24 protein-coding genes are annotated in these 24,452 nt (G+C 39.9%); 23 read left to right on the top strand and 1 reads right to left on the bottom strand.

The window, feature by feature from the left end; all coding sequences use genetic code 11:
- Positions 1-4 precede the first annotated feature (4 nt).
- The 6 genes from ypeB (at position 5) to fni (ending at position 5,969) form a co-directional block, all read left to right on the top strand.
- Positions 5-1,360 (top strand): germination protein YpeB, encoded by a 1,356-nt coding sequence (gene ypeB, locus N9I19_RS06910; RefSeq protein ID WP_289320116.1) that lies wholly within the window; start codon positions 5-7, stop codon positions 1,358-1,360.
- A gap of 553 nt (positions 1,361-1,913) precedes the next feature.
- On the top strand, positions 1,914-2,099 hold the full coding sequence (locus N9I19_RS06905) for a YpfB family protein (protein ID WP_061463895.1): 186 nt from the start codon (positions 1,914-1,916) through the stop codon (positions 2,097-2,099).
- A gap of 190 nt (positions 2,100-2,289) precedes the next feature.
- Positions 2,290-2,964 carry a (d)CMP kinase gene (gene cmk / locus N9I19_RS06900; protein ID WP_061463894.1) on the top strand — a complete coding sequence of 225 codons (675 nt, stop codon included), beginning with the start codon at positions 2,290-2,292 and terminating at the stop codon, positions 2,962-2,964.
- A gap of 2 nt (positions 2,965-2,966) precedes the next feature.
- A complete protein-coding gene (locus tag N9I19_RS06895; protein ID WP_061466133.1) occupies positions 2,967-3,548 on the top strand; it encodes a lysophospholipid acyltransferase family protein in 582 nt (193 codons plus the stop codon).
- A 215-nt stretch (positions 3,549-3,763) separates the two neighbouring features.
- Entirely contained in the window at positions 3,764-4,903 is a 1,140-nt protein-coding gene (rpsA, locus tag N9I19_RS06890; protein ID WP_061463893.1) for a 30S ribosomal protein S1, read from the top strand.
- A gap of 19 nt (positions 4,904-4,922) precedes the next feature.
- The gene (gene fni / locus N9I19_RS06885) at positions 4,923-5,969 is read left to right on the top strand and encodes a type 2 isopentenyl-diphosphate Delta-isomerase (protein ID WP_317777333.1); all 1,047 of its coding nucleotides are present in this window, start codon (positions 4,923-4,925) and stop codon (positions 5,967-5,969) included.
- A gap of 62 nt (positions 5,970-6,031) precedes the next feature.
- Here fni and N9I19_RS06880 read toward each other — a convergent pair whose 3' ends face one another.
- Positions 6,032-6,163 carry a YpzI family protein gene (locus N9I19_RS06880; RefSeq protein ID WP_081108853.1) on the bottom strand — a complete coding sequence of 44 codons (132 nt, stop codon included), beginning with the start codon at positions 6,161-6,163 and terminating at the stop codon, positions 6,032-6,034.
- Between the two features lie 134 nt (positions 6,164-6,297).
- Here N9I19_RS06880 and N9I19_RS06875 point away from each other — a divergent pair, with 134 nt between their 5' ends.
- The 17 genes from N9I19_RS06875 to ndk all read left to right on the top strand — a co-directional run bounded on the left by N9I19_RS06875 (position 6,298) and on the right by ndk (position 24,303).
- Positions 6,298-6,918 (top strand): YphA family membrane protein, encoded by a 621-nt coding sequence (locus tag N9I19_RS06875; protein ID WP_089364789.1) that lies wholly within the window; start codon positions 6,298-6,300, stop codon positions 6,916-6,918.
- Between the two features lie 505 nt (positions 6,919-7,423).
- A complete protein-coding gene (der, locus tag N9I19_RS06870) occupies positions 7,424-8,734 on the top strand; it encodes a ribosome biogenesis GTPase Der (protein WP_089364788.1) in 1,311 nt (436 codons plus the stop codon).
- Positions 8,735-8,750: 16 nt separating this feature from the next.
- Positions 8,751-9,803 (top strand): NAD(P)H-dependent glycerol-3-phosphate dehydrogenase, encoded by a 1,053-nt coding sequence (locus N9I19_RS06865; protein ID WP_089364787.1) that lies wholly within the window; start codon positions 8,751-8,753, stop codon positions 9,801-9,803.
- Positions 9,804-10,203: 400 nt separating this feature from the next.
- On the top strand, positions 10,204-11,541 hold the full coding sequence (locus N9I19_RS06860) for an APC family permease (RefSeq protein WP_317777332.1): 1,338 nt from the start codon (positions 10,204-10,206) through the stop codon (positions 11,539-11,541).
- Positions 11,542-11,584: 43 nt separating this feature from the next.
- Positions 11,585-11,836, top strand: a complete 252-nt coding sequence (locus tag N9I19_RS06855; protein WP_317777331.1) for a hypothetical protein — start codon at positions 11,585-11,587, stop codon at positions 11,834-11,836.
- A 566-nt stretch (positions 11,837-12,402) separates the two neighbouring features.
- The gene (locus tag N9I19_RS06850; RefSeq protein WP_317777330.1) at positions 12,403-14,508 is read left to right on the top strand and encodes a sigma 54-interacting transcriptional regulator; all 2,106 of its coding nucleotides are present in this window, start codon (positions 12,403-12,405) and stop codon (positions 14,506-14,508) included.
- Between the two features lie 299 nt (positions 14,509-14,807).
- Positions 14,808-16,178, top strand: coding sequence for a putrescine aminotransferase (locus N9I19_RS06845; protein WP_125160557.1), 1,371 nt, complete (start codon positions 14,808-14,810; stop codon positions 16,176-16,178).
- 222 nt (positions 16,179-16,400) lie between these two features.
- A complete protein-coding gene (locus tag N9I19_RS06840; protein WP_284470311.1) occupies positions 16,401-16,598 on the top strand; it encodes a DUF2768 domain-containing protein in 198 nt (65 codons plus the stop codon).
- Between the two features lie 13 nt (positions 16,599-16,611).
- Positions 16,612-17,337: a hypothetical protein gene (locus tag N9I19_RS06835; RefSeq protein ID WP_411730412.1), complete on the top strand. Its 726-nt coding sequence runs from the start codon at positions 16,612-16,614 to the stop codon at positions 17,335-17,337.
- Positions 17,338-17,568: 231 nt separating this feature from the next.
- The gene (gene spoIVA / locus N9I19_RS06830; protein ID WP_061463881.1) at positions 17,569-19,047 is read left to right on the top strand and encodes a stage IV sporulation protein A; all 1,479 of its coding nucleotides are present in this window, start codon (positions 17,569-17,571) and stop codon (positions 19,045-19,047) included.
- Positions 19,048-19,552: 505 nt separating this feature from the next.
- Positions 19,553-19,825: an HU family DNA-binding protein gene (locus tag N9I19_RS06825; protein ID WP_034308023.1), complete on the top strand. Its 273-nt coding sequence runs from the start codon at positions 19,553-19,555 to the stop codon at positions 19,823-19,825.
- Positions 19,826-20,131: 306 nt separating this feature from the next.
- Positions 20,132-20,698: a GTP cyclohydrolase I FolE gene (folE, locus tag N9I19_RS06820; RefSeq protein ID WP_061463880.1), complete on the top strand. Its 567-nt coding sequence runs from the start codon at positions 20,132-20,134 to the stop codon at positions 20,696-20,698.
- 20 nt (positions 20,699-20,718) lie between these two features.
- Positions 20,719-20,967, top strand: a complete 249-nt coding sequence (gene mtrB / locus N9I19_RS06815; RefSeq protein WP_061463879.1) for a trp RNA-binding attenuation protein MtrB — start codon at positions 20,719-20,721, stop codon at positions 20,965-20,967.
- 248 nt (positions 20,968-21,215) lie between these two features.
- Positions 21,216-22,049: a heptaprenyl diphosphate synthase component 1 gene (locus N9I19_RS06810; RefSeq protein WP_317777329.1), complete on the top strand. Its 834-nt coding sequence runs from the start codon at positions 21,216-21,218 to the stop codon at positions 22,047-22,049.
- Between the two features lie 3 nt (positions 22,050-22,052).
- Complete coding sequence (locus N9I19_RS06805) at positions 22,053-22,763, top strand: demethylmenaquinone methyltransferase (RefSeq protein ID WP_317777328.1); 711 nt, start codon at positions 22,053-22,055, stop codon at positions 22,761-22,763.
- 34 nt (positions 22,764-22,797) lie between these two features.
- Entirely contained in the window at positions 22,798-23,760 is a 963-nt protein-coding gene (hepT, locus tag N9I19_RS06800; protein WP_061463876.1) for a heptaprenyl diphosphate synthase component II, read from the top strand.
- Between the two features lie 96 nt (positions 23,761-23,856).
- Positions 23,857-24,303, top strand: a complete 447-nt coding sequence (ndk, locus tag N9I19_RS06795; RefSeq protein ID WP_034308008.1) for a nucleoside-diphosphate kinase — start codon at positions 23,857-23,859, stop codon at positions 24,301-24,303.
- Positions 24,304-24,452 lie beyond the last annotated feature (149 nt).

Genomic DNA, 24,452 nt, shown 5'->3' with positions numbered 1-24,452 from the left:
GAAAATGATCAGGAATATAGTGATTGCCCTGCTTGTTGTAGTTGTTGCAGGAACTGCATTCTGGGGCTATCAAGAACATAAGGAAAAAAATGCTATATTAATTAACGCGGAAAATACGTATCAGCGAGCCTTTCATGATTTAAGCTACCAAGTAGATTTATTGCACGATAAGGTCGGCGGTACTTTGGCGATGAATTCAAGATATTCATTAAGTCCAGCTTTAACAGATGTTTGGCGTATCACTTCCGAAGCCCAAAGTGATGTAGGGCAATTGCCATTGACCTTGCTTCCTTTTAATAAGACAGAAGAATTTTTATCAAAAATTGCGGACTTCAGTTATAAAACAGCTGTACGTGACCTTGAAAAAGAACCATTGAATGATCAGGAATATTCGACTTTGCAATCCTTGTACACGCAGGCAGGGGACATCCAGGACGAGTTAAGAAAAGTCCAGTATCTAGTCCTTAAAAACAATTTAAGATGGATGGATGTCGAAATGGCTCTTGCATCTGGAAAAGAAAATTCAGATAACACGATCATTGACGGATTAAAAACTGTAGAGAAAAAAGTTTCTGGATATGGGGAAACAAATGAGATGAATCCGACGTTTACTACTGCACCACAGAGGGATGAAAACTTCAAAAATTTGCAAGGTGCAACCATTACAAAACAAGAAGCGATTGCGACAGCAAAAAGCTATGCTCATTCAAAAAGCAAAAATTTGAAGGTGAATGTTGAAGAAAACGGCAAAGGTTCCGATTATGGATTTTATAGTGTGAGCATCCTCGATAAGGACTCCGGTACCGAATTAAATATGGATTTAACAAAAAAAGGCGGTTACCCTATTTGGTATATCAATAATAGGGACGTGAACAAAACAAATATTGATTTGAATCAAGCCAATACAAAAGCCATAGATTTTTTAAAGGAACATGATTTCAGTTCACTTGAATTATTTGAAAGTGCTCAGTACGATAATATCGCTTTACTTAATTTCGTATCATCTGAAAATGGAGTCAAGATTTATCCTGATTCAGTCAAGGTCAAAATCGCATTGGATGACGGATCCGTTATAGGATTTTCAGCTGACGAGTATTTAAAATCACATAAAACCAGGGAAATAGGAAATCCGAAAATATCCGAGAAAGAAGCTAAGGACAAAATCAACTTGAATGTGAAAATAATGGAAGAAGGAAAGGCGTTAATCATCAATGATATTGGTGAAGAAGTACTTTGTTATGAATTTCTCGGCACGATTAAAGAGGATACCTACCGTATTTTCATTAATGCAGATACTGGTCAAGAAGAAAAGGTGGAAAAATTAAAGAACTCCGAACCCGTATACGAGAATTTAATTTAAACTGTCAGGATGTTTCATTCATTTAGGGAAATGTGCCCAGTCACTTTCCCTTTTTTATTTCATGACATAATAAATTATATGTTTTTTGAATTATATGGGAAAAATCATTAGTAATGTTATGTTGTTTCCTGATAGTTCAAATACGTGCGAATGGTTGTAACCCTTGATACGGCATATATCCAGAACATTCCGGGTGTACTCCCTTTCGCAATGGAGGATATCAGTAGCAGAGCTTCTAAAGGCTTTAAAAAGGGGCTCATATACAATCGGTTTCGCAATTATACCTGTGGATGGCGCTTACACTAAAATCAGGGAGATCCATTATTTACGTTTAAAAGTAAAGTCATTCGTGTAACGGAGAAAGAGCCTGGAGATAAGCTGCTGTACGTCAATTTCTTGGACTGACTAAAAATGAAGTACAGACACTAATGAGATTCATTTTTGAAAAGCAGGTCGATTTAAAGAAAAAAAGGCTTGTAAGTTTGACATGATTGAATGAAAAACAGCTATTCCATCCATACTGCTAATATAAACAGTATGGAAGGTGCGGCTTATGAAAACATTTGAAAGACTATTAATTAAAGTGATAATCATCCAATTGGCCTGCTTATTTTTTTTCCAGTTCCTTTTGAGCAGGGAGGATCAAATCTTTGATTTGACCAAGCTTTCGAGGTATGAAGGTGTCACTAGCAATAATTATACGAAAATCATTGAAACATTCAATGGGACCTCAAAGTAAAAGCGGTGATCCGCTTTTTTTTGTATGAAGATTTTGGATAAAGGGAAATGATTGATGGATGTATGATCGAGAGATGAACTAGGTGATTTTGAACGTACACTTCCCTTTTATTAATGATTTTCCCGCTAGATGTGATAAAATATAAGGGTACTAAATAATCAGCATGATTGTAGGATTCTTGGGAGGATTTATGGAAAAAAAATTATCAGTTGCAATCGATGGGCCAGCTGCTGCTGGAAAAAGCACGGTTGCTAAAATTGTTGCAGAAAAGTTCAATTACATATATGTGGATACAGGTGCAATGTACAGGGCCCTTACCTATAAGGCCATTAACCAACAGATTCGACTGAATGATGAACAAGCACTATCCGAAGTTCTCATCAATACAGATATCGAATTAAGACCAAGTGAAAATGGGCAGTTGGTGTTCGTGGATAATGTGGACGTGACAGCCCAAATCAGAAACAATGAAGTGACTGGTTCTGTTTCGGAGGTGGCAAAGCACCGGAGCATCCGGGAAGAAATGGTTTGCAGGCAGCAAATCTTTGGTGAAAATGGCGGAGTGGTCATGGATGGCAGAGATATCGGAACGCACGTTCTTCCTAACGCCGAAGTAAAAGTTTTTCTAGTCGCCTCTGTAGATGAAAGGGCACAGCGGAGACATCAGGAAAATATATTGAAAGGTTTCCCATCCGATATCGAAAAGTTAAGGGAAGAAATTGCAACAAGGGACAAGCTGGACTCGGAACGCGAGGTATCGCCCCTGAAAAAGGCAGTGGATGCCATCGAAATTGATACGACTTCATTATCGATTCAAGAAGTGGCAGAAAGTATCATGTCTTTAATAGAAGAGAGGAAAAGATGAAATTGGATTTTTACACATTTGGCAAAAACGTCGTAAAAGGCGTTTTAATGCCAGCGTATAGGGTTAAGACGCTTGGAAAGGAACATATCCCTAAAGAGGGCGGAGTATTGATTTGTGCCAATCACATTGATAATTTTGATCCGCCTGTAGTTGGCATGACATCTCCAAGGGACATCCATTTCATGGCGAAAGAAGAGTTGTTTCAAGCACCTATTTTAAAGGGTATATTACCAAGAGTGAATGCTTTTCCCGTGAAGCGGGGCAATAGCGATCGGGAATCCCTTAGAAAAGGTTTAAAGCTATTGAAAGAGGGCAAGGCTATTGGGCTGTTTCCCGAGGGAACCAGGAGTAAGACAGGTGAATTGGGAGAAGGTTTGGCTGGCGCCGGATTTTTCGCACTGCGATCTGATGCCGTGATCATACCATGTGCGATTATCGGCCCATATAAACTTTTGCGTCCTTTGAAGGTGGTTTACGGACCTCCTATAAATTTTACCGAATATCGGGAACGGAAAATATCAGCTGATGAAGCTACTAAAATCATCATGGAACAAATTGGAAAATTGATTTCCGAGCATAAATAGTTCTTGATACTTGACAATTTTCTGATTTTGTTAGAATTTATAAAATAAGGGTATTGTTCCTTATTGGGGATGAAAAGGAATATAACCTTATTACTCTAAAAAAAACTGTTTTTATCTTTATTAGGAAAGTGTTTTTATTGAACCACTTTAAATAAAATATGTGGCCGATGAAGAGGAAGTTTGCTGATCAGTCATGGGTTAAGGAGGAGTTAGTAATGACAGAAGATATGAACCAGGTAGAAGTGAACAATTACAAAGTTGGGGATCAAGTTAAAGGTACCGTTTCAAAGGTAGAAGAAAAACAGGTCATTGTCGATTGTGAAAACAGCAAGACAGATGGAATCATTCCTATCAGTGAGTTATCGAGCCTTCATGTCGAAAAGGCGTCAGATGCCGTTTCGGTAGGTGATGTATTGGAGCTGGAAATCATTAAAGTAGAAGAAGAAGCTCTCATTCTATCTAAACGTAAGATTGACGCTCTGAAAGCATGGGATGACCTGGAATTGAAATTTGAAAACGGAGACGTATTTGAGGCTGAAGTTAAAGATGTCGTCAAAGGCGGGCTTGTTGTAGATCTAGGCGTACGTGGTTTTGTTCCAGCTTCTCTAGTAGAAGACTATTTCGTTGAAGACTTTTCTGATTACAAAAACAAAACCTTAACATTCAAGATCGTTGAGCTTGAGAAAGACAAGAATCGCTTAATCCTCTCACATCGGGCAGTCGTCCAAGACCAAAAGGAAAAACAAAAAGCAAACGTTTTGGATAAGATTGAAAGCGGGCAGGTGCTTGAAGGTGTGGTCCAAAGGATTACCGATTTTGGTGCATTCGTGGATATTGGCGGCGTAGATGGTCTTGTCCACATTTCCCAGCTATCCCATCAGCATGTCGAAAAGGCATCCGATGTGGTTTCCGAAGGGGATAATGTGCAGGTGAAAGTTCTATCCATTGATCGTGATAATGAAAGGATTTCACTTTCCATAAAGGATACTCTTCCGGGACCATGGTCAGGAATTGCAGAAAAAGCGGCAAAGGGCTCTACACAAGATGGTATCGTTAAACGCCTTGTTTCTTTTGGTGCATTCGTTGAGATTTTCCCAGGGGTAGAAGGTCTTGTCCATATTTCACAGATCTCGCACAAGCATATTGCAACACCACAAGAAATACTTAAAGAAGGCCAGTCTGTTGAAGTGAAGGTCCTGGATGTCAATGAAACGGATCAACGTCTATCATTGAGCATTAAAGAACTTGAAGAACCTCAATCCAAATACAACACATCGGATTATGAGCTTCCTGAAGAATCGAAGGGCTTTCAGCTAGGTGAAATGATTGGTGATCAATTGAAAAAACTAAAATAAGATAATAATGGTGAGGGTCTTGGAGAGAGAACAACGAAAATTAGATCATATAGAATTTGCGTTAAAAACAGGTCAGCAGCATAAAACAGGGCTAGAGGATATTTCGTTTATTCACCAAAGCTTACCAGGAATTTCCTTGAATAATGTGAACCTATCAGCGGAAGTTGGCGGACTTGAATTAAGTTCGCCAATTTTTATAAATGCCATGACCGGTGGCGGAGGCCCTGAAACTGAAAAATTGAATGGTGACCTGGCCATTGCTGCCCGGGAAACAGGAATCGCTATGGCGGTTGGATCACAAATGGCAGCCATCAAGGATTCTAGTCAGCAAGACTCCTTTAAAGTGGTAAGACAGGAAAATCCTGATGGGGTGCTGATTGGTAATCTTGGCGGTGAAGCAACAGTCGAACAGGCAAAGCGAGCCAGCGAAATGATCGGGGCAAATGCCCTGCAGATTCATCTTAACGTCATTCAGGAATTGACGATGCCTGAAGGGGATAGGAATTTTGCGGGTACCCTTTCGAGAATAGAGAAAATCAACAGAAGTATCGGAATTCCTGTCATCGTAAAAGAGGTTGGATTTGGGATGAGTAAGGAAACGGTGCAGCAATTACATTCCGTTGGTGTATCGATCATTGATGTAGGCGGGTTTGGCGGAACGAATTTTGCTAAAATCGAAAATGAAAGACGAGCGAAAATACTCGGATATTTTAATGAATGGGGCATACCGACAGCTGCTTCGATAGTCGAAGCCGTTAATGTTTCACCTCAGCTTTCAGTTATTGGATCGGGGGGCATTCAAAGCCCTTTGGAAATTACAAAAAGCCTGGCCTTAGGAGCGAAAGGTGTCGGGTTAGCCGGACATTTCCTCAAGCTGCATAAAGAGTTTGGCCTGGTACAATTGATTAAAGAAATAAACTACATACATGAAGATTTAAAGATCATCATGACTGCACTAGGGTGCGGTAATATTTCAGAATTAAGGAACGCGAAAATAGTCATCAAAGGCAACACCTATCATTGGTTATCTCAAAGAGGCATAAATTGTTCGGCATATGCTAAATGAATTCCACAAAAAGAAGCATCTCAATTGAAACGATTGAGATGCTTCTTTTTGTTCGGGATAACTTAGCTATTCCTTTTTCGTGCCTCTTCGGGACTTTCCATTCTTGTTGCCCCTTTATGACCCAAGGATTGGTCCCTATCGGACTCCACCCGTTTACTTTCTTTCAATTTCTTTTCTTGTCGATCTTTGCCCATGTTTACACCTCCTTTTTAAAATGATAGGGGGACGGTTTTATGGATGAATATTGCAGTTCCTCATTTAAATCCCCGCCTTTACGTTTATTCTTTGAATAAACAAGCCATAATGTTCCTAAAAGGGGGATGCATGCATGGATGGAATTTTGTTTTATTGGATGTCATGGATAGTTTGGGTCATTGTCATGTATTTTATTCCAAAAACGGTTCCATTTCGTTTTGATTTTCTTTTTCATCTATTAGCCGTAATGGTATTAACGGGGTATAAACTGGAGGTTTCCTTATTTTCCATGCATTTGAGCGGTCCATATCTTTTCTTTATACTATGTGTGTATATTAGGAAACAATCAATCATCAAGGTGATGGAACTGATCTGCGGAAGTCTTATTATCACTCTCGCCTATGCCAGTTTTCAACTTTTTTCTTTACTTGATCCGATATGGCTCATCATGAAACCCTCTTATCTTTTGTGTATTTTCCTGAATTATCTTATCCTATTACTTTTTAAAAATTGGAAACATCGATTGTTCGTCCTTTTAATCGGTTTGATAATGGGTGATATCATATATTCTGGATTGCTTGTTTATCACTCTTTGTCTTATGTGGCCCTTGCATACGCATGGCACGATAATGCAGTGCTGATATTGGGCACGAACATACTGTGGAGAATGTTGGAGCTTGTTGGCCAATACATTTATTCATCATCCCAATCGAGATTGTTATCAAAACAAAGAAAAGAGAATTTTAATCAATGAGGAGTATTGGGAAAGATTAAGGAAAAAAGATATGGGGTGTTATCCGTTTTTATCCAAAATGCTGCAGGTTTAAATGGAATCAATTGGAAGTGGAAGGCTTTTATGCATACAATCATTGTTGATTGGCGAGAAATTTGTTACTATAGGATAGTTAGAGGTCTGTAGATATATCGTAAAATGCTCTAAATAATTAAAAGGAAGCAGTGTGCCGAAAGCTTCTTCATTTTTTTGGGCTGTTTATAATCACGTTTTAGCATGCTGAGGGTTCAGCTTCACGCCACCTGAGGAACTGGGGAGTAAAGTGGACAAACTGCCTGATACGTTTAACTGAACATCAGTAGGGAATTCTCTTACTGATGAAATTTTCCTTTATATGATGATGGATACAGCCTTTTCCTTTAAAAGGAAATAATGAAAATCAATAATGCAAAAAGCAACCTTAATAAATGCATTCATGAATTTCGTGACTTTGACAGAGATATAGTAGCAGAAAGGGTGAATAGCAATGCCAAAACCGGTAATTGCGATAGTCGGTCGTCCGAACGTGGGGAAATCGACAATCTTTAATAGAATAGTGGGAGAACGGGTTTCGATTGTCGAAGACGTTCCTGGAGTAACACGTGACAGGATTTATAGTTCAGGTGAATGGTTGACACATGATTTTAACATTATTGATACAGGTGGAATTGATATCGGTGACGAGCCGTTCCTAGAACAAATTCGCCAGCAGGCTGAAATTGCCATCGATGAAGCCGATGTGATAATTTTTATGACGAATGGTCGTGAAGGGGTAACGTCTGCAGATGAAGAGGTCGCTAAGATTCTCTTTAAATCGAGAAAGCCAGTTGTCCTTGCGGTAAATAAAGTCGATAACCCAGAAATGAGAGATCAAATCTATGATTTCTATGCGTTAGGTTTTGGAGATCCATTCCCGATCTCCGGGTCTCATGGACTCGGTCTTGGTGACCTACTGGATGAAGCGGCCAAACACTTCCCTAAATTCAGCGGCCAGGATTATGCTGATGATGTCATTAAATTCAGTTTGATTGGACGACCGAATGTAGGTAAATCTTCACTGGTCAATGCATTGTTAGGTGAAGATCGTGTCATTGTAAGTGAAATTGAAGGAACGACTCGCGACGCGATTGACTCCCCTTATAAATATAATGGCAAAGAATATGTCATTATTGATACTGCTGGGATGCGGAAAAAAGGGAAAGTGTATGAAAGTACGGAGAAATATAGCGTTCTTCGTGCATTAAGGGCAATTGAACGTTCAGACGTTGTTCTTGTGGTCCTGAACGCTGAAGAAGGTATTCGTGAGCAGGATAAAAAAATTGCCGGATATGCCCATGAAGCGGGTAGAGCGGTCATCATCGTCGTCAATAAGTGGGATGCCATCGAGAAAGATGAAAAAACGATGAAGGATTTTGAAGAAAAGATCCGTGCCCATTTCCTATTCTTGGATTATGCGCCAATCATCTATCTTTCTGCCTTAACTAGAAAAAGGACACATACCTTAATACCAGTCATCGATCAGGCTAGTGAGAATCATGCTATCCGTGTTCAGACAAATGTATTGAATGAAGTGGTCATGGATGCCGTGGCGATGAATCCGACACCGACTCATAATGGCAACCGTTTGAAAATCTATTATACGACTCAGGTTGCGATTAAGCCGCCTACTTTCGTTGTATTCGTTAACGATCCGGAGTTATTGCATTTCTCATATGAGAGATTTTTAGAAAATCGAATTAGGGATGCCTTTGGTTTTGAAGGAACACCGATACGAATTTTTGGACGCCAAAGGAAATAGTAAAGGTGGTTATACAATGGTGAAAGCAAAAGAAAGTATCGCTGTGATTGGTGCAGGGAGCTGGGGAACTGCTTTAGCGATGGTAATAGCTGATAACCAGCATGAAGTGAGATTATGGGGACATAATCAGAAACAAATTGATGAAATGAATCAAAATCATACGAATGAAAAATACTTGCCTGGGATTGAATTGCCTTTGGGGATTAAAGGATATTCGTCCATTAAAGAAGCGTTGGCCGGGATTGAAATAATTATTTTGGCGGTGCCGACCAAAGCCTACAGGGAAGTGCTTGGTCAGATTAAAGAGGCTCATGATAAACCATTGACGATCGTTCATGTGAGTAAAGGAATTGAACCTGATTCACTGCTTCGTATATCGGAAATGATTGAAGAAGTCTCTTCGGCGGATTGGCTTAAAGATATAGTGGTTCTTTCAGGACCGAGTCATGCAGAAGAAGTCAGTCTGCGTCATCCGACAACAGTTGCCGTTTCTTCAAAGAATATGAAGGCAGCCGAAAGGGTTCAGGACATCTTTATCAATAATAATTTCCGTGTGTATACAAATCCCGACTTGATTGGTGTTGAAATCGGTGGGGCATTGAAGAACATCATTGCTTTGGGTGCCGGCCTTACGGATGGTTTAGGCTATGGTGATAATGCCAAGGCTGCATTAATGACACGGGGATTGGCTGAAATATCCCGCCTGGGGGTGGCCATGGGGGCCAACCCACTAACGTTTTCAGGTTTAGCTGGGATTGGCGACTTGATCGTCACTTGTACAAGCGTCCATTCCCGTAATTGGAGAGCTGGGAATATGCTTGGTAAAGGGCAAAAGCTTGAAGAAGTTTTGGAAAACATGGGTATGGTCGTTGAAGGTGTCAGAACCACTAAAGCCGCCTATCAACTAGCTAAAAAGTACGAAGTGAACATGCCGATCACAGAAGCCTTGTACGATGTTTTATTCAATGGGGAAGAAGTGAAAAAGGCAGTTGACCTTTTAATGAATCGTTCAAAAACGAATGAAATGGAAGAACTTTTTAACATATTGGATAGCAGACAGCAGGATTAACCTCGCGTTTGTTGATTTTAATAAAAGAATTTCATTAAATTAGGCATTCGATGATGCGCCTTGCCGTGTATCAGCATACAATGCAACGAAAGTAAACTAGTAATTTGACCTCGGCACGGGGGATTTAGTCAAATGAGCAGAAGGTATCTTTATATCTTCTGCTTTTTTTATGGGCAAAAATCATTGATTCTCTTTTAGCTAACTTTAGGTTAGGGATTATGAATAATTGCATGAGTTATTCAAATTTGCATGAAATATTCTACTTATTTCCTTGTTTTTTGTTAAAAATCGACTTTTTTTTTGGTATGAAAATTGCGAAGTGTAATATAACAAAAAAATTATAAAGGAGGCCGGGAAAGTTGGTTAACTTTTCTGGCTAAACAAGGAAGGGGAAGGATACATGCAAACAGGTCAACTGAAAAGGTCTTTAAACTTATGGCATATCGTATTGCTTGGTGTTGGTTATATGACGCCGATGGTTGTTTTTGATACTTTCGGGATAGTTTCAGAAGAAACGGGGGGGCATGTGCCAACAGCTTATGTCATTGCTCTTATGGCGATGTTGTTTACTGCAGCCAGCTATGGAAAAATGGTGAAAATTTATCCGCAGGCAGGTTCATCCTATACTTATACTCAAAAAACGATAAATCCACATTTAGGCTTCCTTGTCGGGTGGTCATCGATGCTTGATTATTTATTTTTACCGATGGTGAACGCCATTTTAACAAAAATATACCTAACAGCTCTTTTTCCTGAAGTATACCCGTGGATATGGGTAGTGGCATTTGTTCTTTTAATGACAGGGATTAACTTATTCAATGTTAATTTTGCTGCCAACTTTAATAGCTTTCTAGTTTTCTTTCAAATGTTGGTCATCATTATTTTTGTGGCTCTTGTGGTCAAAGGGGTCATGGGTGGAGAAGGAACAGGTGACGTTTTTTCAGTTCAGCCATTTATCGGGCCTCATATGGAAATTTCCACACTCATTACAGGCGCTACAATCCTTTGTTTTTCGTTTCTGGGGTTTGACGCTGTAACTACATTATCGGAAGAAACACCAAATCCATCTAAAACGATTCCCCGGGCCATCTTTTTGACTGCCCTGATCGGTGGGGTTTTATTTGTGACGGCTGCATTCTTTACACAGTTATTTTTCCCTGATGTTTCCCGTTTTGGCGATCCTGAGGCGGCTTCCCCGGAAATTGCCCTTTTTGTGGGCGGGAAGTTATTTCAAGCTTTCTTTCTCGCTGGAACTTTATCCGGTACCCTTGCCTCCGGTCTTGCATCCCATGCTAGTGTTTCTAGGTTGTTATATGTCATGGGGCGTGACCAAATGATCTCAAAAAAACTTTTTGGGTTTGTCCACCCCAAATACAATACGCCATTTTTTAATGTCATCTTTGTCGGGACCATATCAATGATTGCCTTATTCCTTGATTTGGTTACGGCCGCTTCCCTCATTAACTTTGGGGCTCTAATTGCTTTTACTTTTGTGAATATTTGTGTAATCGTCCATGCAATAAGAAACAAAAGTTTCCGAACGATGAAAGGATTTCTTTCAACTATTCTGTCCCCGGTTATTGGAGGGGCATCGGTATTCATTCTGTGGCTTAATCTCGATATGAGTTCATTGATCCTAGGGGTTGTCTGGGCGTTAATTGGAATTTGTTATCTTCTGTACCGGACAAAATGGTTTACGGAATCCCCTCCGCTATTTCATTTTGAAGAAGCCCAGTGAATCCACTCTATTGATGTAACGAAGGGGGGAGGTTATAAGTCTGATGAGAAAATGGAGAGGTTTCATGCCTGTTATTCTATTCGGTTTTTCATTCATGGCTTTAGCAACGGTGTTCAGCACATATGGCATCGCAGCAGAAATGTCACATGTGGTTCCTGGAGCCTACATACTCGCTTTAATGGTGATGCTTTCCACGGAAAATGGCGAAGGTCATTCCATCGGCAGGTTCAGCATATGCCTACGCAAAAGTCGATTAATCCATATGCCGGTTTTCTGGTGGGTTGGTCGATACTAATGGATTTTATTCATTCCAATGGTCAATTATTTGTTGTTCAGCAGTTCTTTTCAGCAGCTTTCCTTCTGTACCGGCTTATGTGCGGGCTTTGAGTTTACTGATTATTGCGACGATTATCAATGTTGTGGAGGATATTAAATACGAAAAGGTGAACGCCCCTTTGTCCAATGAAAAATAAGTAAAAGATGTTTAACTGATCTTTAGGTCAAAAGGGTTCAATAAAGAACTCTTCAGATTGTAGACAAACTCGATAATAATTGAGTTTGTCTACAGTCTTTTTGAGGGTTTGTAAAATAGAACGTTGATTGGAACGTAGGGCACTCGCTTTCCACGGACGGTCCGCCCTCGGCCCTTTGCGCCTGCGGGGTCTCCCCTTGGACGGGCTTTTCCCGCAGGAGTCTCACGCACCCGTTCCAATCACTTTGTTTTAACATTTAGAAGGAACCCCTTTTATTATGGATCGAATAAAGGTAAATGTTGGGTATGAGAAGCTGAACATATTTTTTTATCTTGCAATTCAGAATTGTGTTAAAATATAGGTTGGGTTACAAAAGGAGAGTGAAACTGTGTTATCTATTCCGGATGATAAAATTAGACCATTCATATCTATAACAATTGATCAGCCAACATTTTCAGAGCAAAAAATTGATGAGATACAGGAACCTTTCTTCTTTCTTATGAAGGATAATCAAGTATTTGCCTATATCCGCATGGATGACCTCCCGTTAAATGAAAGAGTAACGACAGTCGATCAGCTTTTACAGTATGCTTTCTCGATTGAAAATGTTTGTAAATTGCATCCAAACATTTCCATGCCGCTTCTGTTTCAAATTATCGGTGAACCTATCGTACTGATAAAAACGGATGAAGGCCTGCTTACCGGTTATGTAAAAAGGGAAGATGTTTTAGCTGAATTATTCAAGCAGGACAGCAAACAAAACTTAGACCTGCTAAATGTGATTTTAACATCCATTCCTATGGGGATTTTTGTGGCTGATAAAGAAAAAAATATCGTGAACTTCAATGAATCTGGCTTGAAAATGATAAAAAAACCTTCAGAACAAGTCCTTAATGAACCTGCTGCAAACATCTTCGATAAGCAGCATATACATAACGTGTTTGCCAGCGGGAGCAGTATTCTTAATCAGCTGGAGATTACTGATGTCATGAGTGTGCTTGTCGATTATAGCCCGATTTTAAATCATGAAAAAGAAGTCGAAGGCCTGATCATCATCGTTCAGGATTTACCGATGGTTGAGGAAATGGCCATGGAAATAGATTTGATAAAAAGCTCGAATAAAGACTTGAATGCCATTTTAGCGAATATCTATGATGAAATTCTGGTCGTCAATCAAAAAGGGGAGCTATTACGCTATAGTGACAGCATTATCTCAGGTTTCTGGGGAAAGGATTTAAAAGATTATATCGGAAAGAATCTCTTGCAATTAGAAGATGAAGGGATTTTCAATCCTTCGGTCCCCCGGTTAGTCCTTGAACAAAAAAAGAAAGTATCGATTGTCCAAGATACGAAAATGAATAAAAAAGTACTTTCCGTCGGTACTCCAGTATTCAATGAAAAAGGGGATATAGAGCGTATAGTCATTGCATCTAGGGATATAACGGAAACGGCACAATTGAAATCGGAACTAAATGAAATGAAGAAAGAACTGGACTCATTCAAAAAACAAGATCAATTTTATAAAGAGTTGATTTTTGCCAGTCCTAAAATGGAGCAGATAATCAGCCAAGTCCAGAAAATCGCTCATTTTTCATCTACTGTATTAATCAACGGGGAGTCGGGAGTGGGTAAAGAAGTGATAGCCGAAGCCATCCATAAAATGGGCAGGCGCTCCAAGCAACCTTTCCTGAAGATAAATTGCGGGGCGATTCCGGAAAACCTCCTCGAAAGTGAATTGTTTGGTTATACGAAGGGTTCATTTACAGGAGCGGATAAAAATGGGAAAGTAGGATACTTTCAACAGGCCAATAACGGTGTTTTATTCCTTGATGAAGTGGGTGACATGCCTATACATCTGCAAGTCAAGCTGCTGCGAGTCCTCCAGGAACAGGAAGTGATCCCGATAGGAAGTACGACACCTGTCTCCATCGATGTTCAAATTGTTGCGGCAACGAATAAGAGACTGGAAAAAATGGTCGAGATGGGGACGTTTAGAGAAGATTTATTCTATCGATTGAACGTCATTCCCATACATGTGCCCCCGTTAAGGGAAAGGCCGGAGGATATACCGCCGCTAGCCTTTCATTTTCTGCAAAAACTGAATGAAAGGTATCAGCGGAATTACCACTTTTCCCCTGATGCCTTGAATATACTGGAAGTCTATACATGGCCGGGGAACATTCGTGAATTGCAGAACATGATTGAAAGATTGGTTGTTTCTGCAGATGAAGAGATGATCGATGCCGGCTTCATTCAAAGGTTCATTCCGGTCGGCAGTGACTTTAAACAAACAAAACCCATCATTACGAGAATCCTTCCTCTACAGGAAGCCCAGGATCATGTTGAAGAGCAATTGATCATGCTGGCCATGAAACAGTATAAAACTACGACGAAAGCGGCAAAAGCGCTGGGGATAAGTCAATCATCAGTGAGCAGGAAGTATCAAAAAGTCTTGGCTGAACAGAGTAAGAGGATCGAAAAAAATGCATATTGAAAAAAAGCCGTTGACGAGTGATGTTATTCACTTATCAACGGCTTTTTTTATGAAGGAATTTTGTAAGCTTTTTTAATGGTTTTCCAAGGATAGGTTATGCAAAGTGAAATAATGATATGCAAAATTGCATAGGTTTAGTGGTATTTATTAAAAAAAATGCGATTTTATTGGTTAATTATCTTGGCACGGTACTTGCTTGGTAAGTAAGTATAAGAAAAAAGGGAGGTAAGCATTAAAGATTCATCAAAAGCATCCTTAATTAACCATCCAATAAATTTATAAAAAAGGGAGAGTATAAAATGTCAATTAACGTAGAAAGTAAAACTCAAGCCAACCAATCAGAAACCCAGGATTATATTAAAAAGGTGCTTCAATTAATTGAGCAAAAAGAAATTTCAAAAGAAGATGCCCAATGGGTAACGAAAGAAACGGTCGAGAATTTCCGTAACCATGTAAACCCAGGGTTTTTGGAATATCGGAAGACGGTCACTAAAGACACACAATTCGCTGCGGTAGAGTGGTCTGATCAAGATTCATGTTTTACGGATGTTAATGGAAAAAAATATATTGATTGTTTAGGTGGGTTTGGCATTTATAATGTTGGCCATCGTAACCCTAAAGTAGTAAAGGCCGTAACCGATCAATTGCAAAGACAAGCCCTTCATAGCCAGGACTTACTTGATCCATTGCGTGCAATGCTTGCAAAGATCCTAGCCGATATCACGCCGGGAGATTTAAAATACTCATTCTTTACGAACAGCGGTACGGAGAGCGTGGAGGCTGCGCTTAAGTTGGCTAAAATGTACAGTGACAAATACACGATTATTTCAACGACAAAATCATTCCATGGTAAAAGTCTTGGTTCCTTATCAGCAACAGCAAAGGGCATGTTCCGAAAACCGTTCATTCCACTGATTCCAGGTGTGCGTCATGTACCTTTCGGTGATGTGGATATGATGAGAAAAACGTTTGAAAGTTGTGCGTTGGTCGGTGAAGACGTTGCTGCTGTGCTGTTGGAGCCTATCCAGGGTGAAGGAGGGGTCATCCTCCCTCCGCAAGATTATTTAAAGCAGGTTCGGGCACTATGTGACGAATATGATGCGTTATTGATATTGGATGAGGTTCAAACAGGAATGGGACGTACAGGTAAAATGTTTGCATCCCAGCTTTATGATGTGGTTCCGGACATTCTTTGTTTAGCGAAAGCATTTGGCGGCGGAGTAATGCCTGCAGGGGCCGTTGTCGCCAATGAGAAAGTGTTTAAAAGCTGGTTCGACAATCCATTCATGCACACTACGACATTTGGAGGAAATCCACTCGCATGTGCTGCTGCCATTGCTACGATCGACGTGCTTTTGGAGGAAAAATTACCGGAGCGTGCTGCAGAAGTTGGTGAATACTTCTTAAATGGGTTAAGGGAAGTGGCTAAAGAGCACAAAGATAAGGTATTGGAGATTCGCGGACAAGGATTGATGATTGGTATTGAGTTCCATAAAGACGAAGTGGGTTATGAATTTTCTAAAGCCCTCTTTGATAAAGGCATCTTGGTGGCAGGTACGCTTATAAACTCCAAAACAATTAGGATTGAGCCGTCATTGACTATACATTTGGATGAAGTGGATACAGTCATAAAAGCGTTTAAAGAGGTTTTGCCGACGCTTCAATCTTAATATAAGTAAGCAGAAAAACAGCCTTAGGGCTGTTTTTTTTGATTGGAGGGAGGAGGTATGGAAATTACTATACATATTTTTTGTTATATATCTGTACCTAAAAATTTTTTGCGCGAAAATGAGTCATGTAAATTGAGAATTACACAGTTTTGACAATGATTTAATTCCTTTAACGTAATTTGGTATGTTATAATAATTTCTGGAAAAAGGAGTGATGAAGATATGACACCTGCTCTGCAAAAAATGTGGATATCCTTTATAGCTATGGGCTTTATGGTTATCTCTATATTTCTAATCTACTTAAGCCGTTATAAATTAAAAGGTTTTTGGAGAGGCTTGACAGCAATTATCGCATACATACTTATGATTCTAGCCGGCTTGATCATCCTTATCGTTGTTCTTAGCGGGCCAACCACTTAATAGGTGAGGAGAAATGATGAAAAATTTTTTCAAAATATTATGTTTATTATGCATTGCCGTATCATTATCTGGCTGTTTATATCCAGAGAAGCAAAAAATGCAAAACCAACTGCCTTATAAAGAGCAGATACAATCCGTACAAAGTGCAGTCGATCAATTTCAGAAAGATGAAGGCGGCATACTGCCCATTGTTACAAAAGATGCAGAAACACCGATTTATCAAAAATATGTTATAAAGTTTTCTAAGATCTCACCGAGGTATCTGGCTGAACCGCCGGAAAATGCCTTTGAATCAGGGGGCGTGTTTCAATACATCCTCGTTAATGCTGAAAAAGATCCGACTGTAAAGCTGTTGGATGTCAGGATGGCACAGAAGATTCAGGATGTTTCCTTGAGATTGACTGCTTATCAGCAAAGCAACGGATATCCGCCATTTAGGGAAAGGTTATCCGATAATGTCTTTACACTTGATTATGAAAAAATGGGCCTGAAGGAAGCTCCTACGGTCACGAGTCCATTTTCACAAAAAGACTTATACCTTGTAGTTGATGGTCAAGGTGATATTTTTGTTGATTATACCCCGGATTTACTTGAGGCATTGAAGAAGTATGATGGGGAAATCAAGCCAGGTGATGATATCCGGGACTTGCTAGTGCAGAGTTCGGAGTTCGTCCCTGCCTATTCATTGCCATATACAATTGATGAAAAAACAAATAATCCAATATTTCTTACAAAATAGGCATAACCCTTCTTCTGCAAAATATATTGTAGGGGAAGGGTTATTTCTTTATCTTTATTTCATCCTACATTTTAAATAACAACCCTTATATAAAATTTCTGGTGGAGGAAGGGATTGAACCAGGGAAATAATTGGAATAAATTTTTAGGACAACATCATAGATATATAGTGTCCTAAATAAAATCAAATGGATAAACGAAATCCCAAAACTCTAATTCGGGAGGGGATACCTTGGAAAAGGTAGATATTTTTAAAGATATAGCTGAGCGGACCGGTGGCGATATATATTTGGGGGTTGTCGGTGCCGTCAGGACTGGGAAATCCACATTTATTAAAAAATTCATGGAGTTAGTCGTTATTCCGAATATCCCGTCAGAGGCGGACCGTGCCAGGGCACAGGATGAATTGCCTCAAAGTGCTGCTGGAAAGACGATCATGACTACAGAACCAAAATTCGTACCGAATCAGGCAGCATCGATTCAGGTAGCTGAAGGTCTAGACGTGAACATCCGTTTAGTCGATTGTGTCGGTTATACAATACCTGGGGCTAAAGGGTATGAAGATGAAAATGGTCCCCGCATGATTCATACGCCTTGGTATGAAGAGCCGATTCCGTTCAATGAAGCGGCTGAGATCGGTACTCGCAAAGTAATACAGGATCATTCCACATTAGGCGTAGTCGTCACGACGGATGGATCAATAGGAGAAATTCCGCGAAGTGATTATTTAGATGCCGAGGAAAGGGTTGTTGAAGAATTGAAGGAGGTTGGCAAGCCATTTATCATGATTGTCAATTCCGTTCAGCCTCACCACCCAAATACGGTCGCACTGAAGGAATCCTTGCAGGAAAAGTATGATATCCCTGTATTGGCCATGAGTGTCGAAGGAATGCGGGAATCGGATGTTTACAGCGTACTTCGTGAGGCCCTGTACGAATTCCCTGTTCTCGAAGTCAATGTTAATCTACCAAGTTGGGTAATGGTTCTGCGAGAGGATCATTGGTTAAGGGAAAGTTACCAGGAAGCGGTTAAAGAGACAGTTAAGGACATTAAACGCCTAAGGGATGTAGATCGTGTAGTCGGTCATTTCAATGAATTCGAGTTCATTGACCGTGCCGCGCTTGCAGGCATTGAAATGGGGCAGGGGGTTGCAGAAATCGACCTATACGCCCCAGATGAACTCTATGATGATATTCTGAAGGAAATTGTCGGTGTGGAGATCCGGGGCAAGGATCATCTGTTATCTTTGATGCAGGACTTTGCGTATGCGAAAGCAGAATATGATCAGGTGGCCGATGCATTGAGAATGGTCAAACAAACTGGATATGGTGTCGCAGCCCCTTCCCTTAACGATATGAGTCTTGATGAACCGGAAATCATCCGTCAGGGAGCCAGGTTCGGTGTCAGGCTAAAAGCTGTAGCTCCTTCCATCCACATGATCAAGGTCGATGTCGAATCCGAATTCTCGCCAATCATCGGAACGGAAAAGCAAAGTGAAGAATTGGTCCGTTATCTGATGCAGGATTTCGAAGACAATCCACTTTCCATATGGAACTCTGATATTTTTGGAAGAAGCCTAAGTTCCTATGTAAGGGAAGGTATACAGGTGAAATTAGCGATGATGCCAGATAATGCACGCTATAAATTGAAAGAGACACTGGAGAGGATTATTAATGAGGGCAGTGGGGGATTGATTGCCATCATCTTATAAAAAACGTTTAAAAGCTGGACCAACTCCATTAATGGATTGGTCTTTTTGCATGCAATGGACGGAAGGATCACAAGTGAAATTTCATTTACGGAGGCTTATATTTGAAAAAAACTGTTGTTTTTTAGTATAATCTTGAAAAAACCCTGTGGTTAAGCGATTTTCAGTAATATAATAAGTTTAATTTCTATAAAAAAGGGAAATGATGAATAGCGAAAGACAAAATTTATAATATATACAATTATTTATGAAAAGATTCCCATTATTTTTTGAATTCCCTTGCTAAGCTAATAGGATTTGTGATAATCTACATACAGAAAACGCGTTATAACAGCGATTTCAACCTATTTTTAAATTTATGGATGCATTATTTGGAAATTAATTCGGCTAGGTAATCCTTGATTTCCAGGGAATGAAAATTTGTAAACCGAAACTAATATCAAATCACTATTATAGTGTTGTAATAATGATTTTTTATAAAGAATCCTTTTGGGAGGAGGTGAATGGCATGAACAAAACAGAATTGATTAATGAAGTTGTGACAGCAACTGAAATTTCTAAGAAAGACGCTACAAAAGCTGTTGATGCTGTTTTTGATACAATCTTAGAAGCTCTAAAAAACGGTGATAAAGTCCAATTGATTGGTTTTGGTAACTTTGAAGTTCGTGAACGTGCGGCTCGTAAAGGTCGTAACCCACAAACTGGTGACGAAATCGAAATTGCAGCTAGCAAAGTGCCAGCTTTCAAACCTGGTAAAGCACTGAAAGATGCAGTGAAGTAATTCTACCATTACATACGGGTGCTTAACCGAAAAGGGCCGCGTGAAAACGCGGTCCTTTTTTTGCTTCTTAATTTCTATCTGTGATAATATAAAAGACAGTGAATATTTTAGAAACGCTGTAAATGGTAAATTTGCATTAAGGATATAACCATTACGAAAAAACCGTTTCCGGCGAAACTGCGTTTCTTGGGCTCGTCATTGCTGGAGGTAATGAGTCGCTTTAATTATAGGAAATATGGATATCAGGGTGTAATGCCTTGAATTTCTGAATACATAATATTATTGAATTTTTAGGAGGTACTATAAATGGCTAATGTTAATCATGCCAAAATAGAAGAAGCGGTGAAAATGCTTCTTGAGGCTGTAGGGGAAGACCCTACGAGGGAAGGGCTGCTTGATACTCCTGGCCGTGTAGCCAGAATGTATGAAGAAATTTTTTCTGGACTTAATCAGGATCCAAAGGAATATTTCGAAACAGTTTTTGGAGAAGACCATGAAGAACTCGTACTTGTAAAGGATATTCCATTTTACTCTGTCTGTGAACATCATTTAGTCCCTTTTTACGGAAAAGCCCATGTAGCATATATACCGAAAAACGGGAGAGTAACCGGTTTAAGTAAATTGGCAAGGGCGGTTGAGGCTGTTTCGAAGCGTCCACAACTTCAAGAGCGCATCACTTCAACAGTGGCTGACTCGATCATGGAAAAGCTTGAGCCTCATGGTGTAATGGTTGTAGTGGAAGCTGAACATATGTGCATGACCATGCGAGGTGTAAAAAAGCCGGGATCTAAAACAGTGACTTCTGCTGTAAGGGGAACGTTTGCGAAGGATCACCGTACTAGAGCTGAAGTGCTGGCATTCATTAAAGACTAAGGACTTGGGGGCAAGGAAAAATGAATGAAAAAAAGATTCTGAATGATTTTGTCGTAATCAAAGCCATTGAGGATAGTGTGAATGTCATCGGGTTAACTAGAGGAACCGACACCAAGTTTCATCACTCTGAAAAACTTGACTCAGGAGAGGTGATGATTGCACAATTCACGGAGCACACCTCGGCGATAAAAATCAGGGGACATGCAAAAGTTTATACTCCATTCGGGGAGATAGAAAGTGATTCTAAAAAGAATGCATCTGACAAATGATAGCTTATCTTTAATGGGTTAAATATTAAATCAATCATCTGATATCGCGTTTAACAAGCTGTAAATTTCCCGCATCCATTTTTTTGAAGAACAAAAGACGATGGTTTCCTTAGTTTTGGAAGTTTCTTTTTATAAACGTTGTCCATTTCATCTGGTTGTTTTTATGGTATAATAATGTGTATTTTACACGGACAGAAACCAATATGTATGAAAAAAATTATCTTTCGGGGATGCAAGGGTGATCTCAATTGTTAAACATAACGGACGACATAAGGCAATTAAAACGATTAATAGAAACGAAAGCTCAACATCCATATTTATTGAAGTATATACAAAAGCCAAGCTTAGACGAAGATAAACTGATATTGCTTTGGGGATTGTTTAGCGATTTGGACGTTTTAAGCGAAAAACGGAATCAATACATCATTTCAACAATGTTAGTGCAAATAGCTTTGGATACCCATGAAATCGTATCGAATTCTGGTGAAGGGGCCGAGTTGCCTGAGGTTTTGAAAAATCGCCAACTGCAAGTGCTTGCTGGCGATTACTATAGTGGCTTATACTATCAAGGGCTTGCCAGTGTAGGTAATGTTGATATGATCCGTATCCTTTCAAGCGCGATAAAAAAAATAAATGATAATAAAATCATCCTTTATCAACAAGGGTCCATTAATGATGTGCCAACGCTTTTAAAGACGATAAAAGCAATCGAGGCTTCAATGATTCATAAACTGGCGGATCACTATAATCAGCCTGACTGGATAGACATTTCGGAAGACCTGCTGCTTTTGAATCGGTTGCTTGCCGAGAAGAGGAGTTATCTGAAGTCGGGTCAATCGATAGTTTTTGATGCCCTAAGGGAAATGCCTTTTGATGACTCGATTAGTAGTGGAACCATGCTGATGTCAGAAAAAGAAGAACGGGTGCGGACCCAATTCGACAAGTGCCTGTGGGATGCCAGGCAATCTGTACAGTGCTCGATGCGGAAGCTGGCTAAATTGGGTGATGAACTTCAAGAAAGAGTGAATGTCATCTTGGAGCAAACAGAGAGTATAGCAAATTCATATGTGAAAGAAGGGTGAGTCATGGAGCAGTCTAAAGAGCAAAAAGTTCATCATGTCTTTGAAAAGATCTATGGAAACTATGACAAGATGAATTCCCTCATCAGCTTTAAACAGCATCTTAAATGGCGGAAGGCTACAATGGCCATCATGAATGTCCCAAAAGGCGCCCATGCACTTGATGTATGCTGTGGAACAGCGGACTGGACCATTGCCCTTGCTAACGAAGTAGGACCAGAAGGAAAGGTTGTTGGTTTGGATTTTAGTAAGAACATGCTGAAAATCGGCGAACAAAAGGTGAGCGAACTCAAATTAGATCAGGTGTCCCTAAGGCATGGGAATGCAATGGAACTTCCTTTTGAGGACAATAGCTTTGATTATGTCACGATCGGTTTCGGGCTGCGGAATGTCCCTGATTACATGCAAGTGCTTAAAGAGTTAAACCGGGTAGCCAAGCCGGGTGGAATGGTCGTTTGCCTGGATACTTCACAGCCGACGATGCTTGGTTTTAAACAGGGCTATTATTTTTATTTCCGTTTCATCATGCCCATGTTCGGCAAATTATTCGCAAAAAGCTATAGCGAATATTCATGGCTGCAGGAATCAGCTCGAGATTTCCCAGGTATGAAAAAGCTTGAAAGCATGTTCAAGCAGGCTGGAATGGAAAATGTCAGTTACAAGGCACATTTCGGCGGTGTTGCAGCAACACATTTCGGGTACAAGCCTTCAAAATAAGCATAATAGCAATGGACAAAGCTGGGTGGAATGTATGAAATTTAAAATGATGTATTCATTTTTGAATGCAGATTTGCAATTAATAGAAAAAGAACTAGAAGCCGCAATTGAAGCGGATTCCACTGTTTTAAGGGAAGCTTCTCTGCATTTACTGCAATCCGGTGGAAAGCGGATCCGGCCGGTATTCGTCCTATTGGGTGCGAAGTTTGGCAGTTATGATATCCATGTCGTAAAGCATGTTGCCGCGACATTGGAACTGATCCATACGGCTTCCCTTGTACATGATGATGTTGTGGATGATGCGGATTTACGCAGGGGATCTGCGACCATTAAATCAAAATGGGATAATCGTGTCGCCATGTATACAGGCGACTTCATTTTTGCTCGTGCACTGGAAATGATGGCGGTGATCGAGTCTCCTCTTGCGCATCAAATTCTCGCTGATACTATGGTTGAACTATGTCTTGGGGAAATTGAACAAATAAAAGATAAATACAATTTCGAACAGAATTGGCGGATATACCTTAGAAGGATCAAACGAAAAACGGCATTACTGATTGCATCCAGCTGCCAGTTGGGAGCAATTTCAGCGGGGGTTGAAGAGAAAGTTCACCAAAAGCTATTTAAATTCGGATATTATGTCGGTATGTCTTATCAAATCACAGATGATATATTGGATTTTACGGCTTCGGAAGAAGAGCTTGGGAAACCAGCCGGAAGTGATTTGATTCAAGGGAATATCACTTTACCCGTTTTGATTGCAATGGAAGATCCAAAGTTGAAAAAACTTATCGAAACAGTTCGGGAAGATACGCCAAAAGACGAAATGTCGCATATAATTAATGCGATAAAATCTTCCGGGGCCATTGAACAGGCAGCGAGAATCAGTGATATGTATTTAGAAAAGGCTTTTACTGAGTTGAAAGGTCTTCCTGCTATTAAAGCCAGAAAAACTTTATCCGATATCGCAAAAAATATCGGAAAAAGAAAGTTTTGATACTAGGAGTTGCGAAACTTATCAAACAATGGTAATATTCTAAAAGGATTGCCTTATAAAGGCAAATAACAATGATACATATTAGGAGTGACATTCATGGAAAGAACATTTTTAATGGTAAAGCCTGACGGCGTTCAACGCAATTTAATCGGTGAAATCGTTTCCCGTTTTGAAAAGAAAGGCTTCCTTCTTGCAGGAGCAAAATTAATGGTCATTTCCCAGGAATTGGCTGAGCAACATTACGGCGAGCACAAAGAACGTCCTTTCTTTGGCGAATTAGTGGACTTCATTACTTCAGGTCCTGTCTTCGCAATGGTTTGGGAAGGTGAAAATGTAATCGCTACTGCACGTCAAATGATGGGTGCTACTAACCCTAAAGATGCAGCAGCAGCAACAATTCGTGGTGATTTTGCCGTAACTGTTGGCAAAAACATCATTCACGGATCTGATTCAGCTGAAAGTGCTGTACGTGAAATTGGTTTATTCTTCAAAGAAGAAGAGCTTGTTGAGTATTCAAAACTTGTTAACGAGTGGGTTTATTAATTAATACGATCAATATATAAAAAGCGGGTTCCATCGACATTATGCGATGGAATCCGCTTTTTTTTGAATTGCTTTTTTATTTTGGCTCTTTTCGTAAAGATTGTTGTTTTTAAAACGAAACTATTTAAGGTTGATTGGAGCGGAAGTGC

Origin of the sequence: Peribacillus sp. CSMR9 (genome assembly GCF_033141925.1) — a bacterium.
In the GTDB taxonomy this organism is placed as follows: domain Bacteria; phylum Bacillota; class Bacilli; order Bacillales; family DSM-1321; genus Peribacillus; species Peribacillus simplex_A.
The sequence above is the reverse complement of the archived record's forward strand: the minus strand, read 5'-3'. Positions and strand labels throughout refer to the sequence as shown.

Excerpts from the sequence above, each read along its gene's own strand:
- folE (WP_061463880.1), top strand. The coding sequence starts at position 20,132 with ATGGCTAATGTTAATCATGCCAAAATAGAAGAAGCGGTGAAAATGCTT.
- N9I19_RS06840 (WP_284470311.1), top strand. The coding sequence starts at position 16,401 with ATGACACCTGCTCTGCAAAAAATGTGGATATCCTTTATAGCTATGGGC.
- mtrB (WP_061463879.1), top strand. The coding sequence starts at position 20,719 with ATGAATGAAAAAAAGATTCTGAATGATTTTGTCGTAATCAAAGCCATT.
- N9I19_RS06845 (WP_125160557.1), top strand. The coding sequence starts at position 14,808 with ATGTCAATTAACGTAGAAAGTAAAACTCAAGCCAACCAATCAGAAACC.
- cmk (WP_061463894.1), top strand. The coding sequence starts at position 2,290 with ATGGAAAAAAAATTATCAGTTGCAATCGATGGGCCAGCTGCTGCTGGA.
- N9I19_RS06905 (WP_061463895.1), top strand. The coding sequence starts at position 1,914 with ATGAAAACATTTGAAAGACTATTAATTAAAGTGATAATCATCCAATTG.
- der (WP_089364788.1), top strand. The coding sequence starts at position 7,424 with ATGCCAAAACCGGTAATTGCGATAGTCGGTCGTCCGAACGTGGGGAAA.
- ypeB (WP_289320116.1), top strand. The coding sequence starts at position 5 with ATGATCAGGAATATAGTGATTGCCCTGCTTGTTGTAGTTGTTGCAGGA.
- hepT (WP_061463876.1), top strand. The coding sequence starts at position 22,798 with ATGAAATTTAAAATGATGTATTCATTTTTGAATGCAGATTTGCAATTA.
- N9I19_RS06835 (WP_411730412.1), top strand. The coding sequence starts at position 16,612 with ATGATGAAAAATTTTTTCAAAATATTATGTTTATTATGCATTGCCGTA.
- N9I19_RS06825 (WP_034308023.1), top strand. The coding sequence starts at position 19,553 with ATGAACAAAACAGAATTGATTAATGAAGTTGTGACAGCAACTGAAATT.
- N9I19_RS06860 (WP_317777332.1), top strand. The coding sequence starts at position 10,204 with ATGCAAACAGGTCAACTGAAAAGGTCTTTAAACTTATGGCATATCGTA.
- N9I19_RS06880 (WP_081108853.1), bottom strand. The coding sequence starts at position 6,163 with ATGGGCAAAGATCGACAAGAAAAGAAATTGAAAGAAAGTAAACGGGTG.
- N9I19_RS06875 (WP_089364789.1), top strand. The coding sequence starts at position 6,298 with ATGGATGGAATTTTGTTTTATTGGATGTCATGGATAGTTTGGGTCATT.
- N9I19_RS06805 (WP_317777328.1), top strand. The coding sequence starts at position 22,053 with ATGGAGCAGTCTAAAGAGCAAAAAGTTCATCATGTCTTTGAAAAGATC.
- ndk (WP_034308008.1), top strand. The coding sequence starts at position 23,857 with ATGGAAAGAACATTTTTAATGGTAAAGCCTGACGGCGTTCAACGCAAT.
- N9I19_RS06855 (WP_317777331.1), top strand. The coding sequence starts at position 11,585 with ATGAGAAAATGGAGAGGTTTCATGCCTGTTATTCTATTCGGTTTTTCA.
- N9I19_RS06865 (WP_089364787.1), top strand. The coding sequence starts at position 8,751 with ATGGTGAAAGCAAAAGAAAGTATCGCTGTGATTGGTGCAGGGAGCTGG.
- rpsA (WP_061463893.1), top strand. The coding sequence starts at position 3,764 with ATGACAGAAGATATGAACCAGGTAGAAGTGAACAATTACAAAGTTGGG.